This window comes from Lachnospiraceae bacterium, from assembly GCA_025758065.1.
In the GTDB taxonomy this organism is placed as follows: Bacteria; Bacillota; Clostridia; order Lachnospirales; family Lachnospiraceae; genus Enterocloster.
Genome location: CP107199.1, coordinates 1770751 through 1787500, shown reverse-complemented (window position 1 = coordinate 1787500; position 16750 = coordinate 1770751). Strand labels below are relative to the sequence as shown.

Annotated in this window: 16 protein-coding genes (1 of these 16 cut by a window edge); 3 read left to right on the top strand and 13 right to left on the bottom strand. The window is 44.1% G+C overall.

Translation table 11 applies throughout. The features are described from left to right. The 8 genes from ispD to OGM16_08325 form a co-directional block, all read right to left on the bottom strand. A protein-coding gene (gene ispD / locus OGM16_08360) for a 2-C-methyl-D-erythritol 4-phosphate cytidylyltransferase (protein UYJ48235.1) crosses the window boundary here: on the bottom strand, positions 1-105 show its 5' end (the start). It extends 597 nt beyond the left edge of the window; 105 of the gene's 702 nt are visible here — the first part of the coding sequence; the start codon lies at positions 103-105; its stop codon lies off the left edge, out of view. 23 nt (positions 106-128) lie between these two features. Further along, positions 129-1163: a tRNA (adenosine(37)-N6)-threonylcarbamoyltransferase complex transferase subunit TsaD gene (tsaD, locus tag OGM16_08355; protein ID UYJ48234.1), complete on the bottom strand. Its 1035-nt coding sequence runs from the start codon at positions 1161-1163 to the stop codon at positions 129-131. 40 nt (positions 1164-1203) lie between these two features. Beyond that, positions 1204-2115, bottom strand: a complete 912-nt coding sequence (locus OGM16_08350) for a ribonuclease Z (GenBank protein UYJ48233.1) — start codon at positions 2113-2115, stop codon at positions 1204-1206. Positions 2116-2245: 130 nt separating this feature from the next. Then, positions 2246-2488: a hypothetical protein gene (locus OGM16_08345; protein ID UYJ48232.1), complete on the bottom strand. Its 243-nt coding sequence runs from the start codon at positions 2486-2488 to the stop codon at positions 2246-2248. Between the two features lie 422 nt (positions 2489-2910). After that, positions 2911-3366, bottom strand: coding sequence for a ribosomal protein S18-alanine N-acetyltransferase (gene rimI, locus OGM16_08340; GenBank protein UYJ48231.1), 456 nt, complete (start codon positions 3364-3366; stop codon positions 2911-2913). Positions 3367-3462: 96 nt separating this feature from the next. Then, positions 3463-4209, bottom strand: coding sequence for a tRNA (adenosine(37)-N6)-threonylcarbamoyltransferase complex dimerization subunit type 1 TsaB (gene tsaB / locus OGM16_08335; protein ID UYJ48230.1), 747 nt, complete (start codon positions 4207-4209; stop codon positions 3463-3465). Continuing rightward, the gene (gene tsaE, locus OGM16_08330; protein ID UYJ48229.1) at positions 4209-4634 is read right to left on the bottom strand and encodes a tRNA (adenosine(37)-N6)-threonylcarbamoyltransferase complex ATPase subunit type 1 TsaE; all 426 of its coding nucleotides are present in this window, start codon (positions 4632-4634) and stop codon (positions 4209-4211) included. The genes tsaB and tsaE overlap by 1 nt, the downstream gene beginning before the upstream one ends. Then, positions 4624-6780, bottom strand: coding sequence for an RNA-binding transcriptional accessory protein (locus OGM16_08325; GenBank protein ID UYJ48228.1), 2157 nt, complete (start codon positions 6778-6780; stop codon positions 4624-4626). Before OGM16_08325 ends, tsaE begins: the two co-directional genes overlap by 11 nt. Positions 6781-7035: 255 nt before the next feature. Between OGM16_08325 and OGM16_08320 the strand changes: the two genes are divergently transcribed. Continuing rightward, positions 7036-7434: a DUF4190 domain-containing protein gene (locus OGM16_08320; protein ID UYJ48227.1), complete on the top strand. Its 399-nt coding sequence runs from the start codon at positions 7036-7038 to the stop codon at positions 7432-7434. 170 nt (positions 7435-7604) lie between these two features. On the opposite strand, the gene OGM16_08315 is transcribed toward OGM16_08320, so the two are convergent. The 3 genes from OGM16_08315 to OGM16_08305 all read right to left on the bottom strand — a co-directional run bounded on the left by OGM16_08315 (position 7605) and on the right by OGM16_08305 (position 10250). Then, positions 7605-8846 carry a homoserine dehydrogenase gene (locus tag OGM16_08315; GenBank protein ID UYJ48226.1) on the bottom strand — a complete coding sequence of 414 codons (1242 nt, stop codon included), beginning with the start codon at positions 8844-8846 and terminating at the stop codon, positions 7605-7607. A 200-nt stretch (positions 8847-9046) separates the two neighbouring features. Then, complete coding sequence (locus OGM16_08310) at positions 9047-9490, bottom strand: ACT domain-containing protein (protein ID UYJ48225.1); 444 nt, start codon at positions 9488-9490, stop codon at positions 9047-9049. A gap of 220 nt (positions 9491-9710) precedes the next feature. Further along, a complete protein-coding gene (locus OGM16_08305) occupies positions 9711-10250 on the bottom strand; it encodes a hypothetical protein (GenBank protein UYJ48224.1) in 540 nt (179 codons plus the stop codon). 470 nt (positions 10251-10720) lie between these two features. On the opposite strand from OGM16_08305, the gene OGM16_08300 reads away from it, so the two are divergent. Both OGM16_08300 and OGM16_08295 read left to right on the top strand, forming a co-directional pair. Then, a complete protein-coding gene (locus OGM16_08300) occupies positions 10721-11452 on the top strand; it encodes a LytTR family DNA-binding domain-containing protein (GenBank protein UYJ48223.1) in 732 nt (243 codons plus the stop codon). Then, entirely contained in the window at positions 11449-12738 is a 1290-nt protein-coding gene (locus OGM16_08295; GenBank protein ID UYJ48222.1) for a GHKL domain-containing protein, read from the top strand. Before OGM16_08300 ends, OGM16_08295 begins: the two co-directional genes overlap by 4 nt. Before the next feature lie 33 nt (positions 12739-12771). Here OGM16_08295 and prfB read toward each other — a convergent pair. Further along, positions 12772-13909, bottom strand: a protein-coding gene (gene prfB, locus OGM16_08290) for a peptide chain release factor 2 (protein ID UYJ48221.1) whose coding sequence is annotated in 2 segments (ribosomal slippage) — positions 12772-13833 and positions 13835-13909 — 1137 coding nt in all. Because the reading frame shifts where the segments join, the coding sequence is not laid out codon by codon here. 103 nt (positions 13910-14012) lie between these two features. Further along, complete coding sequence (gene secA, locus OGM16_08285; protein ID UYJ48220.1) at positions 14013-16583, bottom strand: preprotein translocase subunit SecA; 2571 nt, start codon at positions 16581-16583, stop codon at positions 14013-14015. Between the last annotated feature and the right edge of the window lie 167 nt (positions 16584-16750).

Below are 16750 nucleotides of genomic sequence, written 5' to 3'. Positions count from 1 at the left end.
AAGGATAGGCTTTCCCTGTAATTTCAGATATTGTTTTGCTGTCTGTGTACCCATACGTGTTCCTCTGCCTGCTGCAAGGATGACCGCTGTGCAATGTTCTTTCATTCCTTCTTACCCCTGTTTTCCTGTTATCTTTCTCCTAACTTTAAGTTGGGAACTGCATTTAAGTCCCAACCCGAGCGATTTCCCTTTATATACTCATAGTAGGCTGCCACGCCGATCATAGCTGCGTTATCAGTACAGAAAATAGGAGAAGGATGATAAAATGTAATACCATTTTTATCACAGGCTTCTTTCATGGCTGCACGAAGAGCGCTGTTGGAAGCCACTCCGCCTGCAATAGCCAGCTTCTTATATCCATATTCCTTTGCTGCTGTAATAGCCCTGCTTACCAGGACATCTACCACTGCATTCTGGAAAGAAGCTACCAGATCTGGCACATAAATTTCTTCTCCTGTCATTTTGGCATGATTAATATAATTCAGCACTGCGGATTTTAAACCACTGAAACTGAAGTCATAAGGAGAATCAGCTACTTTTGCCCGCGGAAACTCCATGGCATGGGTATTTCCCTCTTTTGCAGCTTTATCTACCTTTGGTCCGCCCGGATATCCCAGACCTACAGCCCTGGCTACTTTATCGAAAGCTTCACCAGCTGCATCATCTCTGGTCCTTCCTATGATCTCAAATTCTCCATAGCCCTTTACAATTACCAGATGGGTATGACCTCCGGAAACGATAAGACACACAAACGGTGGCTCCAGATCCGGATTTTCAATAAAATTGGCAGATACATGTCCCTCAATATGATGAACACCGATCAACGGCTTATGGGCAGCATAAGCAATGGCCTTGGCCTCTGCCACGCCCACCAATAATGCCCCCACCAGTCCTGGTCCATAGGTAACACCGATTGCCGTAATATCCTCAAGAGTCACGTTCGCTTCTGACAGTGCACGCTCAATTACATAATTGATCGCCTTTATATGCTCTCTGGAAGCGATCTCAGGCACTACGCCTCCATATACTGTATGAGTCGCGATCTGGGATGAGATCACATTTGACAGAACAGTACGTCCATTTTTCACAACGGAAGCTGCTGTTTCATCGCAGGAACTTTCGATCGCCAGTATTAAAACATCTTCTGCTGCAGTTGTATTCATATTTCCACCTTATCCTTTATATGTCATCTTGGAAACCTTGTTACTCCTCATCAAACTCCAGTTCCACAGTCCAGCCATCTCTTGCAGCTTTCGCCCTTGGAAAGATCTGTTTTACTTCCTCCATATATTCCTCTGGTCTTGTAAGAGATGGGCTGTAATGAGTCAGCCACATCTGGGAAGGCTGAGCCTCTTTTGCCAGGTTTGCAGCCTCATAAAAAGTCATATGCTTATATTCCCTTGCTTTTGCTGCCTTTTCCTTTTCGCCATACATGCCTTCACAGATAAACAGATCTGCATCTTTTGCATGCTGTGCAATCGCCGGAACCGGACGGGTATCTGTACAATAAGTAACCTTTAATCCTCTTCTATCCGCTCCCAATACCATATCCGGAGTAAATGTCCGGCCATCAGCTTCGATCACTTCTCCCTTCTGGAGACGACTCCAGAATTTCTGTGGGATCATCTGCTCCTTTGCCCGCTCTACGTCAAACCGGCCTTTCCGCGGAATGCGGATAGAGTATCCGTAACAGATCACCTTATGGTTCACACGGTATGCATCGATCACATAAGGACCGATCTGCAGGCTTTCTTCCTGTTCTGTCAGTTCGATAAATTTAAGCTCAAAAGGAAGCTCCGGTGCGATCATGCACAATGCATTTACCACACGTTCCAATCCCTTTGGTCCGATCAATGTCAGCGGTTCTGTACGCTCTGCATTTCCCATAGTTAGAAGAAGCCCGGGAAGACCGCTGATATGGTCTGCATGATAATGGGTAAAACAGATCACATCAATAGGCTTGGGGCTCCATCCTTTTTCTTTTAACGCGATCTGGGTGCCTTCCCCGCAGTCGATAAGAAGATTGCTGCCTGCACACCGGGCCATCATGGATGTGAGCCAGCGGTAAGGAAGAGGCATCATTCCGCCTGTTCCAAGTAAACATATATCTAACATATTTTTTCCTCATTTTCTTCTATGATGTTCCCACTGTATATCCTATACAGGAGCATCATACATTTAGCTTTCCAAATCATATCACATTTGCAGCTTAATAATCAAGTGCTGAGGAAAATTGAGTAACTGCCTATAAATACTCTGTCTGTTCTTCTGTTTCTACCGCTATTTTAAAAGCAGCAGTCATCTGGTCATAGCATTCTTCACACAGATCAAAATGATCTGTCTGACCATCTTTTTCTGAGAAATAATCCCATGTATGATCAACGCTTATAACTCCTTCCAGCACGATCCCCTGTTTTACTGCCAGTTTCTTACCGCAGGCATTGCATATCATCCTTTTCAGCTGCCCGTCTGATCCCATTTTTCTCATATTTGTATCCTCGCCTTTCTCTGCCTCATTTCGTAGTCGGATCTGCCACCTAAAGATGGCATTGCCATAAATGTTCTCCCTGAAGCTTTCTGTGCCTGATTTTGCAGGAAAATGTTCTCTCGGAAGCTTTCTGTGCCTGATCTTGTGAGAAGATTTTTCGTCAGTTGTGCCCAAATTTTTGAGGCGTACGTGGTGCGTACGGTGATGAAATTCGGGTGTGACTGGCGGAAAATCGGCCACAAAGGCAGGTGCAGGAAAGACTCCGGGAGGACATGAAGGACTCCGGGAGGACATATAAACGAAAGAGAGGAACGTCTTCCGTCCCTCTCCATTATATACGGATTTTATTCTTCTTTTTACTGGTAGTTTCTTACAGTATAGTTTATACATGCAGTATAGTTTATGCAAGTTCCAAATACCGCCTAAAGTTCATGTTTCCACATAATGCAGGCGTTTTCTACCGGATTCTCATAATAGTTTTTGCGGACTGCCTCCTGAACAAAACCATACTTTTCATACAGATTTCTGGCGCCTGTGTTGTTTTCACGCACTTCCAGCGACATCTGAACAGCTCCCTTTTCTTTGGATACCTGTATCATGGCTTCCATCAGGCTTTTGGCTATTCCATTACGGCGCCAGGAAGGAAGGACTGCAATCCGCTGGATCTCCCCCTCATCTGCAAGGACTCTTAAAGCACAGTAACCAGCTATGATCCCGCCTTTTTCCCATACCAAATACGTGTCAAACCGGCCAGTCAGCCCATCTTTTAATATATGTTCAGACCACGGAACAGAAAAGCACTGTTTTTCTACTTGTTCCACCTGTTTTACATCTTTTTCTTCCATCAGGCGAATCCGGCCAATTTCTTTTACACACATTTGTTTTCTTCTCCTAATCTCTGTAATATTCTCCTGTAAGCTTTCTGCGCCTGATTTTGTGGGAAGATTCCGAAAATGCATTGCCATGAGCAGTGATCAATAATCTCCCGGAAGCTTTCCAGCCTGTCCATCCGGAGAGTTTTCTGCCTCCCGCTGTCTTTCCGCCTGGGATTTACGCAGGTAATCTGGTACAAATTCGTCTGCCGGCTGTACTTTTACTCCGGTGTAGCCTTCATTCAGGGCTTTCATGCCAAGAGCTGCCACACAGGATGCACGCTGTCTGTTCATCTGGGCAGGTGCAAATGCATAAGGAACTGTCATTTTTTCCCGGATCATGCCCTGGTATACCGGTACGCCATCTCCCAAAAAGATCACACGTTCAGACTGCTTATTTAACTGGCTGATCAGTTCTCCCATATCCATAGGACACTGTTCCCTGACGATCTCCATACCATTTTCCATGTGATAAAGTCCTGTATATACCTGACATCTTTTTGCGTCCATAATAGGGCAGATAAGACCAGAGGCCCCCCACATATTATAAGCGATGGCATCTACTGTAGGAACATGGATCAGAGGCTTTTTTAATGCCAGTCCCAGCCCCTTTGCAGTCGCCGCGCCAATACGAAGACCGGTAAAAGAGCCCGGTCCTCCTGCTGTTGCAATAGCATCAATAGTCTCAAGGTCCAGTCCCAGCATTTTTACGATCTCATCTAACATCGGAAGGAGTGTCTGGGAATGGGTCTTCTTAAAATTTACTGTATATTCCGCTGTGAGAATGTCATCTGTTACAAGTGCCACGCTGGCTACTAAAGATGAACTTTCAATACCAAGAACCTTCATTATTTTTCCTCCACCCGTATCTTTCTGTAATCAAATCCTTTTTCCAGATCTTTTTCAATGGTAATTTCTGTTACATGTTCCGGAAGGATTTCTTCGATCAGCTGGGACCATTCAATGAGAGAAACGCCGTCCCCGTAGAAACAGTCCTCATATCCGATCTCGTCCATTTCACTGATATCCCCGATACGGTATACGTCAAAATGGTATAGTGGCAGTCTGCCTGTATCATACTGCTGGACAATAGTAAAAGTCGGGCTGTTTACCGGTTCATCAATCCCAAGTCCCTCTGCAAATCCCTGGGTAAATATAGTCTTTCCCACTCCCAGGTCACCATTTAAACAGATCACCTGCCCCGGTCTTGCTTCCTGTCCCATTTTCTTTCCAAAGGCCCTTGTTTCCTCCGGACCCCAAGTATCAATTACCATCCTTTACTCCCTTCATTGTAAGAGAAATCCTCTTCTTGTCCATATCTACGCTTAAAATCTTCACATCCACCACGTCGCCTACGCTTACAGCCTCTAATGGATGCTTAATATAACGATCTGTCATCTGGGAAATATGTACCAGACCATCCTGATGAACACCAATATCCACAAACGCGCCAAAGTCAATGACATTGCGGACAGTTCCCTTTAATACCATTCCCGGCTTTAAGTCTTTCATTTCCATAATGTCACTTCTTAAAACAGGACGAGGCATTTCATCTCGCGGGTCTCTGGCTGGTTTTTCCAGTTCGGCTGCAATATCCCGCAGTGTTATCTCACCTATACCCATTTCCTGGGCCATTTTCTTATAATCAACAATCTTTTTACTGATGCCGTTTAAACCGCCGTGAGATAATTGTTCTCCGGCGTATCCTAACTTTTCTAACAGTTTTCCTGCTGCCTCATAGCTTTCCGGGTGTACACTTGTGCCATCTAAAGGATTATCTCCTCCTGTGATCCTCATAAATCCGGCACACTGTTCAAATGCCTTCGGTCCCAGTTTAGCCACCTTCAGCAGCTGCTTACGGTTCTTAAAAGCACCATTTTCTTCTCTATATGCCACTATGTTCTTTGCCAGGGTCTTATTGATGCCGGAAACATATTCCAACAGGGAAGCAGATGCTGTGTTTAAATCAACCCCTACTTTATTTACACAATCTTCAACAACACCGCCAAGCGCTTCTCCCAGATTCTTCTGGTTCATATCATGCTGATACTGGCCTACACCAATGGATTTCGGATCGATCTTTACCAGTTCAGCCAGGGGATCCTGCAGTCTTCTTGCAATGGAAACAGCACTTCTCTGGCCTACATCAAAGTTAGGAAATTCTTCTGTAGCCAGCTTACTTGCAGAATACACAGAAGCACCCGCCTCGTTTACGATCACATATTGTACCTGCTCTTTTAATTCCTTTAACAGTTCTACAATGACCTGTTCAGACTCCCTGGAAGCCGTTCCGTTTCCTACAGAGATCAAAGAAATGCCATATTTACAGATCAGGTCTTTTAATATCTTCTTTGACTCTGCCACCTTATTCTGGGGAGCAGTTGGGAAAATGACCACTGTGTCCAAAACTTTTCCAGTGCTGTCTACAACAGCCAGCTTACAGCCGGTTCGGAATGCCGGATCCCAGCCTAATACTACTTTTCCGGCAATTGGCGGCTGCATGAGAAGCTGCTCTAAATTCTTGCCGAATACGCGGATCGCACCTTCCTGTGCCTTGTCTGTCAGTTCGCTGCGGATCTCGCGTTCCACAGAGGGCGCGATCAAACGGCTGTAACTGTCCTGGATCACAGTTTTTAATACAGGTGTTGTGTATGGATTTTCCCTTGTGATCACCTGCTTCTCCAGGTATTGTAAAATCTGCTCTATTGGTGCTGCCACCTTCACAGTGAGTATTTTCTCATCTTCCCCTCTGTTTAATGCAAGAATGCGGTGTCCGGCTGCTTTTTTTACAGGTTCTTCATAATTATAGTATGTTTCATAAACAGATTTCTGTTCCCCGTCCTTTGCTGTTGACTGGAGAAGACCTTTATTCATGGTAATGTTACGAATATAGGTGCGGTATTTTGCATCATCGGAAATGCCTTCTGCAAGAATGTCCATAGCTCCGTTAATGGCATCCTGAACGTTTTCCACTCCCTTTTCACCAGAAACATAGGCCTCTGCCACTTTTTCCACAGATTCCTTTAAATTCTGTAAAAGGATCACATTTGCCAAAGACTCCAGGCCCTTTTCACGGGCGATCATAGCTCTTGTACGGCGTTTTGGTTTGTATGGGCGGTATAAATCTTCTACTGCTACTAAAGTTGCTGCTTCCCGGATCTGTTTTTCCAGTTCAGCTGTCATTTTGCCCTGGTCAGAAATGGCACTGATGACCTGTTCTTTTCTGTCTTCCAGGTTTCTTAAATATTTTAAACGTTCATCTAAATTTCTTAAAACTTCATCATTTAATGAACCAGTTGCTTCTTTACGGTATCTGGCAATGAATGGGATGGTATTGCCTTCGTCAATAAGCTTTACAGCTGCCTCTGCCTGATGGCGTCCAATATTCAGTTCTTCTGCCAGTGCTTTGATAATATCCATTGATAGTCCTCACATATTTTTTGTTGTTCTGAGATTTTATTATAATTCATCTGCATGCCTTATGCAAGACTTTGCCCGACTGGACATAACAGCTTTTACATGCTATAATGAGCGCAATGAAAAACAAGCGGCTGCGTAAGCAGACATTTGTTGCGTTCTGTCTGTATCAGCAGGCAAGGGAGTTCATCCGCGCGCAAAACCTGAGCGGACCCGCTGTTCAAAATCACGCCATACGAAAGGATCCTGCTTTAACTTATGAATAGCACTTCTAAAAAACCAAGAAAAACATCCAGCTCATCAGAACAGCTGGCAGCCTGTTCCCTGATCAGCGGCATTGCAGGTATTATCTGCAGCTTTTTTTATCTGCCCTTTTCCCTTGTAAGCGGAAAAAACACTCCGATGGGACTGATCTGCGGAGTGATCGGTATTGTACTTGCCATTATGGCTAAAAATGCGGACATCCGTCCCGGAAAGAAATATCCTGGTAAAGCACTGGCTGGTTTTATTTTCAGCATTATTGCAATTGCGCTTACCATATTCTTCTTTTACAGCCTGATCAATTATTATGATCTGCTCCGTGATCCGGTAAAAGGTCCCCAGATCAATCAGCTGATCTACCAGATGCAGCAGCAGCTGCAGATGCCGGCAAATTAACTAAACTGACAGATTCACAAAGATAAAGCCTTTCTCCCGTTATCATTCTTCGGGAGAAAGGCTTTTCATTTACTATGAAAGTGTTGCCAAGGAGCTATACTATAAGGTCTGTGTGCCTGCGCATAGGGATCTATAAACATTTTGCAATCAGACCATGATCCGGTTACAGGCTACAGCACCGCACGGATCATCTGTTTAATACCATAATCAGAACGTGACTGGGCTTTTGTATCAAAGGCGCTTGCAGCTGCCTTTAATTCTCCTTCTGTCATTTCTTTCGTAAGAACAGCAAATTCATCCATTCCGTACAGCTCTACTGCTTCTACCTTGCCGAAATATGCATTTACTTCCTGCTCTTTGTTTCTGTAAGAGCCTGCAAAACGGATAAAGTAGCGGAACTTAGTTTGATCCATAGGAAGGATCTCCTGCTTTTCATCTGTCCAGCCAAGTGGAACATTGTGATCCATATTCTGTACTGCTTCAATAATATCCGCAACTACTGCACTGGCTGTTGGCAGCTTTCCTGCTCCACTTCCGTAGAACATGGTGGTTCCTAACATATTTCCCTTTACAACAATGCCATTAAATACATCATTTACAGAATATAAGGGATTGCTTTTGCTGATCATAACAGGAGCTACATAAGCACTTACCTTACCATCTTTGATATGGCTGGTTCCAAACAGCTTAATGGATGTTCCCATCTTCTCTGCATACTTAAAGTCAATATCTGTGATCCTGGTAATGCCTTCTGTATAAATATCTTCGTAATTAACAGTCTTTCCAGTTGCCATAGAAGTTAAGATGGCGATCTTGCGGCAGGTATCGTGGCCTTCTACGTCTGCTTCCGGATTACGTTCTGCATAGCCCAGATTCTGCGCCTCTTTTAAAGCATTTTCAAAGGTCTCCCCTTCTTTATCCATCTTCGTAAGGATGTAGTTGGTGGTTCCGTTTAAGATTCCTGTGATCTCTTCAATGCGTTCTCCCATCAGACAGCGGTACAACGGACGGATGATCGGGATACCACCGCCTACGCTTGCCTCAAAAAAGAAATTAACCTGCTTTTCTCTCGCGATCGCAAGCAGCTCTGTTCCATAAGCAGCTACTAAAGCTTTGTTGGAAGTAACTACATGCTTTCCAGCTAACAAACATGCCTTTACAAATGGATATGCCGGATTTAATCCACCCATAGTCTCCACTACTACCTGTACTTCCAGATCTTCTTCAATGATCTTAAAATCATGAATGATCTTATCTGCCACCGGACTGTCCGGAAATTCCCTCAGATCCAGAACATATTTCAACTCAACTTCCTGTCCTGCGCTTTTTGCAATTTCTGCCTTGTTCTTGTCCAGGATCTCCGCAACACCAGATCCAATGGTTCCATATCCCATAACTGCTGTCTTGATCATAATCTCTCGCTCCCTGTATGCTCCATATTCATATTGTTACAGTTCAGCCATGACATCTTCTTGTTTCCATATTCATGAAAACAAGAAGCACGGCGGGTTCATCATATGCTGATTTGGATGAAAAAGTGCTTATGCAAGCAAGCTTGCAACACACTTTCTCCTTCAAACCAGTGCATGGCAGAACTGTAATTTCATATCATTTATTCTCTGGCCAGTATCTTTACATAATGGATACCGTCTAAAACTTCCAGTTCATCGATCATGCTTGATACATTTTCTGTATCTTCTCTTACTTCCACACTCAGTGTCAAAGTAGCAACCCCATTAACCGGAATACTCTGATGGATGGTAAGAATATTGGCTCTGTAAACAGCAACCACATGGAGTAGATCACTCAAAAGCCCCTGCTTGTCATCCATCTGCACTACCAATGTAATAGTCTTCCCCTTTGTATTGTCGTAAAAAGGAAAAATATCGTCCTTATATTTGTAAAAAGAACTTCGGCTGATCCCCACCCGGTCTGCTGCTTCCTGTACGGTAATGGCTCTTACTGTTTCCAGAAGTTTTTTGGCTTCTACCACCTTTAAAAGGACCTCCGGTACCGCCCTTTGTTTTACAACAAAATACTTACTTTTATCTTCCATGAACCCCTTTTTTTCCTCCCTGTCCATGTCCGTATTGTGAACACATCTGTACTCATGAGGAAGATATTAACATACTTTCCAGTAAAATGCAACTGTTTTTATTAACGAAAAATCAATGAACCCATCACCTACATAAAAAAGACGGCAGCCTTTTTTCAGCCACCGCCTTATACTAATTTGATCAATCTTATTCCCGTTATTTTTACTGCTTTTTGCCGATTTACTGAACCGCTGAATAATCGCCCTCTAACTGTGTCATATCTTCAAGAAGATTTGCAGTTCCCTCAGAACCATCCCAGAGAAGTTCAATTACAAAACCGTCTGACGGCATATCGCTGATATCAATATCATACCACTCCAGTGAATTTCCATCTGTATCTTCTACCTGCATATCCCAGGCCAGATTGTCCTCATCTACATTTAACAACAGCTCTGCATAAGTTCCATGAGTCATGATCTCACCATCCAGCAGATCATCCCCCCATTCGTCCAGGCTTGCGCCAGACAATCTTAAAGCTGCAATATCTACGCCAGTTCCGTTTACAACAGTTACAGGAATCTGAATATAATCTTCCTCTGCTTCTGTTTCTGCTTCTGTTTCCGGAGCTGCGGTTGTGGTTGGTGCTGCTGTAGTCTCTGGAGCTACAGTTGTTGCTGGTGCTGCAGTTGTTGCTGGTGCTGCCTTGCTCTTTCCTCCACATGCGCTGATCCCTACTGCTACACATGCAGCCAGAATGGATACCAATACTCTTTTTCTCATAATTTTCTCCCTTCGTACTTTCCATTTGTTTTAGTTACAGTTCCACCATGCTTCTTGTTTTCATGAATATGGAAACAAGAAGATGTCATGGCCAAACTGCAACTTATTAAATTACTCATCCCCCGCTTTGCGGCTGGTGCATCGTTTCGTAAATAACTGTAGTGATCACGTAAGATGCGGATTTGAGTGTGCAGGTCTAAAAACGCAGACACAGCGGGCTACGCTGAGGATTTTAGACCTGTGCAATCAGATTCGCAGACAAGTGAGTGGTATCGTTATTTCGAGAACGATGTACTATTACTTATGGTAACATATTTATGGCAAAAAATATAAGTTTTGCGTGAAATGTATCTCAAACAACGTAAAATGTAAGCTTTCTATTGAGCCATACTTTTTCCTATGTTAAAATATATAGTATCAGACCGGGTCTATACCCCCGCATCCCGGCTTTTACATTTGGAGGTAACGCAATGCATATTGCTCTTTGTGATGACAGCCGGACAGAGCTTTCCCGCCTCACTTTCCTTTTGGAAGAATACCGTTTAAAACGGGACGGCTCCCTGACTTATGATATTTTTACAAACGCCACCGATCTTTTGGAGACCATACCGGTCCACCACTTTGATCTGCTGCTTTTAGATATTCTTATGCCCGGTATTACAGGTATGGACGCTGCCAGGGAAATTCGTCAGACCAACAGCACTATTCCCATTATTTTTCTCACCTCTTCCAGTGAATACGCAGTAGAAAGCTACCGGGTCAATGCCGCCGACTACCTTTTAAAGCCACTGGATGCTGATAAACTTTTTCCAGTGCTTGACAAACTGCTGGCCGATTTTAAAAGTAATGCTCCTTATATCCCCTTAAAAACCAGCACCGGTATTATCCGGCTTCTCATCTCTAACGTTGTTTTTGTAGAAGTCCAGAATCATCTGGTCACCTTTAAAATGGCAGACGGAACCTTCCACACTGCTTCTGGCCGCCTGGCAGACTATGAAAAAAAACTCCTTGTAAGCAGAAGCTTTTTCAAGCCCCACCGCTCCTATCTGGTTAACCTGCACCAGGTAACAGGTCTTGATAAAAATGGTTTTTCCACCAATATAGGCAAAATCGTTCCCGTTTCCCGTGATGCCTATACAAAAGCAAAATCCGCCTACATGAATTACCTGTTGAACGGAAGACTGGAGGAAAACGCAGAATGATCCAGACTCTCTCCAATCTGACCATAATCATCTACGCCATAGCCGTCATGACTATGCTGTTAGATACAACGCCTGCCCGCCTGTCCCGCAACAAACTCAGTCTGTTATGGGCCGGTGCAGGCATCATCGCGCTGCTTCAGTTTTTTGCCGGCTGTGTTCTGGGCATAAAAATTTATCTTCGCTTTTATTTTTTCTTTGCCCAGCTTCCGGTATTTCTGCTTTTCTGGCAGCTTTCCGGCAAAGGACTGGTGAAAACTTTTTTCGCCACCCTCAGCGCTATTTTTATGTGCGTTCCTGCCATGTTTGCTTCCCGGATCTCCCGGGAATTTCTGCCTGTATCAAAAACAGTAGATTACCTTTTTCTGCTTTTGACCAGTCTTATCATGCTCTGGCTCATTCACCATTTTATGCAGCCGGTCTTTGGGCAGCTGCTAGATACTTTTTCGTCCCTGGACATTTTAAAATTCAGCGCTATTCCATTTCTTTATAATGCTACGATCCTGGCATCTGGCGGCTACCTGAGTGCTGAACGCAATGTACTTCTGCGTTTTCTTATTGGTCTTAGTACACTGACTGCCTATTTTCTTCTGTTAATGGTATTTGGCCGTACCAGAAAAATTCACAAACTAGAGTATGAACGTGAAATGCAGACATTGGTACTGGAATCTGCCAGACAGTCTTTAGCAAGGCAGCGTCAAAACCAGGAACAGGCCCGGATCTACCGTCATGACATGCGGCATCATCTGGCATTGATCAACGGCTATGCCGCTGAAGGGAATCTGGAAAAAATAAAGGAATATCTTTCCCAGACAGAAATGGAGATTGATGCCATTACACCTAAACGATACTGTGCCAACGAAACCGTAAACCTTGTACTTTCTTCCTTTGAAGCAAAATCAGCGGAAATGAATGTCACGCTTTGTATAGAAGCGAATCTTCCTGAAACACTTTCTATTTCCGACACAGAATTATGCTCCTTGTTTTCCAATGCACTGGAAAATGCCATTTTTGCAGCTTCCAAATTAATAGAAAAAAAAGCGCGCAGAGTTTATCTGCGCACACTGGTAAATAATAATAAGCTTTTGATCTCTACAAAAAATGCCTATGCCGGAACTATCCAAATGGAAGGAGAATTTCCAAAATCTTCCAATCATCAACCCGGTCATGGCTTTGGGATTAAAAGTATGGCCGCCATTGTCACACAACATGGCGGCCTGTATTCCTTTGAAGCTTCTGGAAATATATTCACTTTGCAGCTTATGCTGCCTTTAATTGCAAAGTCCTGATCACGACCTGCCGCAGCCTTGGATGACTGAATATCAATCATCCTGGGCTGCATTTTTATTTGGACAGCCAAGGCTCATCCAGCGCAAATATGCACTGATGAAATTGTCAATGGCGCCATCTAACACAGCATCAACATTGCCGCTTTCTTCGCCTGTACGGTGATCCTTTACCATTGTATATGGCTGAAGGACATAGGAACGGATCTGGCTTCCCCAGCCATTATCCTTTACATCACCGCGGATACCGGCTGCCTTTGCTGCCTGCTCCTCCTGACGGAGCATATACAGCTTTGCCTTTAACATCTGCATTGCCTTATCCTTGTTCTGAAACTGGGAACGTTCATTCTGGCAGGTAACAACAATGCCAGTTGGATAATGAGTGATGCGGATAGCAGAAGATGTTTTATTAATATGCTGTCCGCCGGCACCACTGGAACGGTAGGTATCAATACGGATATCGTCCGGATTGATCTCAATATCAATGTCTTCCTTAATATCCGGCATCACATCGCAGGACACAAAGGAAGTCTGTCTCTTGCCAGCTGCATTAAAGGGAGAAATACGCACCAGACGGTGCACACCGTGCTCAGAGCGAAGGTAGCCGTAGGCATTTTCCCCACTGATCTGAATGGTAACAGATTTGATGCCTGCTTCATCACCGTCCAGATAATCAAGAACCTCTACCTTAAAGCCTTTTTTCTCTGCCCAGCGGCAGTACATACGGTACAGCATGCTGCACCAGTCACAGGACTCCGTTCCGCCTGCACCTGCATTCAGACGTAAAATAGCATCATAGCCATCATATTCGCCGGAAAGCAGAAGCTTCATACGCATTTTTTCCAGTGTCTCTGAAAAATGATCTAACATTTCCTGGATCTCAGGGATCAGAGAAGCATCATTTTCCTCATACCCCATCTGGATCATGGTCTGGATGTCTTCGTATTCCTGTTCCAGTTCACGGAAAGTATCCACCTCATCTTTTAAGTGTTTTGCTTCCCGTACTAATCTGGTCGAGCGCTCCGGATCATTCCAGAATCCCGGCTCTTCCATGGATTTGTCTAATTCGTCGATTCGTCTGACCTTATTATCCAGGTCAAAGTGAATCCCTCACTTCCACTAATGGTTTGTCATACGTTGATAACGTATATTTAAAATTATCTAACTCAACCACAGCTTCACCCGCTTTCTCTTTTTAAATTTTATTTTTCTTTACAAAAATCCCCCTGCGCGGTTTTGACCGCACAGGAAGATTTTTCAACTCAAAATATAGAAGACTATTTAATACGTCCGCAGCACTGCTTATATTTCTTTCCAGAACCGCATGGGCATGGATCATTTGGATAGATTTTCTGCTCTTCGCGCTTCTTTGGAGCTACTGGAGTTGCATCCTTGTTTGTACCTGTAACCCTGGCAGCAGATTCTCTCTCTATCTTCTGCTCTACACGGATATGGAACAGGATACGTACAGTCTCTTCCTGGATCGCAGCCATCATAGCCTCATACAGTTCATAGCCCTGCATCTTGTACTCAACAACCGGATCTCTCTGGCCGTATGCCTGTAAGCCGATTCCTTCGCGGAGAGCATCCATATCATCCAGATGTGACATCCACTTATTGTCAATAACCTTCAGAAGAACTACACGCTCGATCTCACGGATCTGCTCAGGCTCCGGGAATTCAGCTTCCTTAGTCTCATACAGCTTGATCGCAGCTTCCTTTAAGGTATGCTTTAATTCGTTCTTCTTCATGGACTTCTTCTGCTCATCTGTCAAAGCAACAGACTTTAATGGGATAATTGGCAGAAGCAGGTTATTTAACTCAGTAAGATCCCATTTTTCTGCTGTATCTTCATCAGAAACAGACATATCTACTGCATTTTCTACAATGTCAGTGATCATCTTCAGTACCAGATCGCGCATGTTATCTCCATCCAGAACCTTACGGCGCTCTGCATAGATAACTTCACGCTGCTCATTGTTTACTTCGTCAAACTTAAGCAGCTGCTCACGGATACCGAAGTTATTGCCTTCGATCTTCATCTGTGCCTTCTCAATTGCATTGGAAAGCATCTTATGCTCGATCTGTTCACCTTCCGGTACACCCATTGCCTCAAACATGTGCATCAGGCGCTCAGAACCAAACAGTCTTAACAGATCATCTTCCAGAGACAGATAGAATCTGGATTCACCCGGGTCTCCCTGACGTCCGGAACGTCCACGCAGCTGGTTGTCAATACGGCGGGACTCGTGACGCTCTGTACCAATGATCTTTAAACCGCCCAGATCCTTGGATTCCTGATCCAGCTTAATATCGGTACCACGGCCTGCCATGTTGGTAGCAATGGTAACGGAACCATGAATACCTGCATCTGCAACGATCTCAGCCTCCAGCTCATGGAACTTGGCATTCAGGACTTTATGCGGAATGCCCTTCTTAGTCAGCATCTTACTTAAAAGTTCGGAAGTTTCAATGGTAATAGTACCAACCAGAACCGGCTGTCCTTTCTCATGAGCCCTTACAACTTCATCAACAACTGCCTTGTATTTTTCTTTCTTTGTCTTATAAACAGCATCATCCAGATCCTTACGGATAACAGGACGGTTGGTGGGGATCACAATAACATCCATTCCATAGATGTTTCTAAATTCCTTCTCCTCTGTAAGAGCGGTACCGGTCATACCTGCCTTCTTTGTAAACTTGTTAAAGAAGTTCTGGAAGGTAACAGTTGCCAGTGTACGGCTTTCGCGGCGTACATTTACATGCTCTTTTGCTTCAATTGCCTGATGCAGGCCATCTGAATAACGGCGGCCTGGCATGATACGTCCGGTAAATTCATCAACGATCAGGACTTCATCATCCTTAACTACATAGTCCTTATCACGGAACATCAGGTTGTTTGCGCGAAGGGCAAGGATGATATTATGCTGGATCTCCAGATTCTCCGGATCAGCCAGGTTATCAATGTGGAAGTATTCCTCTACCTTCTTGACGCCCTGTTCAGTCAGGTTGACTACTTTATCCTTCTCATCTACTACAAAATCGCCTGTCTCTTCGATCTCTTCACCCATGATCGCATCGATCTTGGAGAATTCCTTTGAAACAGTACCGCGCTCTAACTGACGTGCTAAAACGTCGCATACTTCATACAGCTTAGTAGACTTGCCGCTCTGTCCGGAAATGATAAGAGGTGTTCTTGCCTCATCGATGAGAACAGAGTCAACCTCGTCGATGATACAGTAATCCAGATCACGCAGAACCAGCTGTTCTTTGTAAATGGACATGTTATCACGCAGATAGTCGAAACCAAGTTCATTATTTGTTACATAGGTAATATCGCAGGCATAAGCTTCTTTTCTCTGCGCACTGTTCATGTCGTTTAATACAACACCCACAGTCAGTCCCAGGAAACGGTGTACCTGTCCCATCCACTCAGCATCTCGTTTTGCCAGATAATCATTGACAGTAACGATCTGTACGCCTTTTCCTTTTAATGCGTTCAGATAAGCTGGACAGGTAGATACTAATGTTTTACCTTCACCTGTACGCATCTCTGCAATACGTCCCTGATGGAGTACAATACCACCGATCAGCTGTACCGGGAAATGCTCCATGTTAAGTGTTCTTCTTGCCGCCTCACGGACAGTAGCAAATGCCTCTGGCAGAATATCATCCAGAGTTGCTCCGTCAGCCAGCTTTGCTTTCAGGATACGGGTCTGATCGCGCAGCTCCTCATCTGACTTGGCAATCATTTCGGGGCGCAGACTTTCGATCTTTGTGACGATCGGACGGATCATCTTTAATTCTCTTTCGCTGTGAGTCCCGAACAGTTTCTCAATTACGTTCATGGTTTGCTCTCCTAACTTCTCTTCCTTATATAAAATACAAATTCTTTTCAACCTGCGTCTGACCTGTAAAATACAGACAATACGCTTATGATACAATCTAATACATTGTATCACTTGACGTAAATTAATTCAACGACTTCATAAAAAGTTTACATTTCCTCACTTAT

What these genes read in the sequence shown, in the direction of transcription:
- OGM16_08325 (UYJ48228.1), bottom strand. Translation starts at nt 6,780, where the DNA reads ATGGATATTATCAAAGCACTGGCAGAAGAACTGAATATTGGACGCCAT.
- OGM16_08305 (UYJ48224.1), bottom strand. Translation starts at nt 10,250, where the DNA reads ATGAGAAAAAGAGTATTGGTATCCATTCTGGCTGCATGTGTAGCAGTA.
- secA (UYJ48220.1), bottom strand. Translation starts at nt 16,583, where the DNA reads ATGAACGTAATTGAGAAACTGTTCGGGACTCACAGCGAAAGAGAATTA.
- OGM16_08310 (UYJ48225.1), bottom strand. Translation starts at nt 9,490, where the DNA reads ATGGAAGATAAAAGTAAGTATTTTGTTGTAAAACAAAGGGCGGTACCG.
- tsaE (UYJ48229.1), bottom strand. Translation starts at nt 4,634, where the DNA reads ATGGTAATTGATACTTGGGGTCCGGAGGAAACAAGGGCCTTTGGAAAG.
- rimI (UYJ48231.1), bottom strand. Translation starts at nt 3,366, where the DNA reads ATGTGTGTAAAAGAAATTGGCCGGATTCGCCTGATGGAAGAAAAAGAT.
- OGM16_08295 (UYJ48222.1), top strand. Translation starts at nt 11,449, where the DNA reads ATGATCCAGACTCTCTCCAATCTGACCATAATCATCTACGCCATAGCC.
- OGM16_08315 (UYJ48226.1), bottom strand. Translation starts at nt 8,846, where the DNA reads ATGATCAAGACAGCAGTTATGGGATATGGAACCATTGGATCTGGTGTT.
- OGM16_08345 (UYJ48232.1), bottom strand. Translation starts at nt 2,488, where the DNA reads ATGAGAAAAATGGGATCAGACGGGCAGCTGAAAAGGATGATATGCAAT.
- OGM16_08350 (UYJ48233.1), bottom strand. Translation starts at nt 2,115, where the DNA reads ATGTTAGATATATGTTTACTTGGAACAGGCGGAATGATGCCTCTTCCT.
- OGM16_08300 (UYJ48223.1), top strand. Translation starts at nt 10,721, where the DNA reads ATGCATATTGCTCTTTGTGATGACAGCCGGACAGAGCTTTCCCGCCTC.
- tsaD (UYJ48234.1), bottom strand. Translation starts at nt 1,163, where the DNA reads ATGAATACAACTGCAGCAGAAGATGTTTTAATACTGGCGATCGAAAGT.
- tsaB (UYJ48230.1), bottom strand. Translation starts at nt 4,209, where the DNA reads ATGAAGGTTCTTGGTATTGAAAGTTCATCTTTAGTAGCCAGCGTGGCA.
- OGM16_08320 (UYJ48227.1), top strand. Translation starts at nt 7,036, where the DNA reads ATGAATAGCACTTCTAAAAAACCAAGAAAAACATCCAGCTCATCAGAA.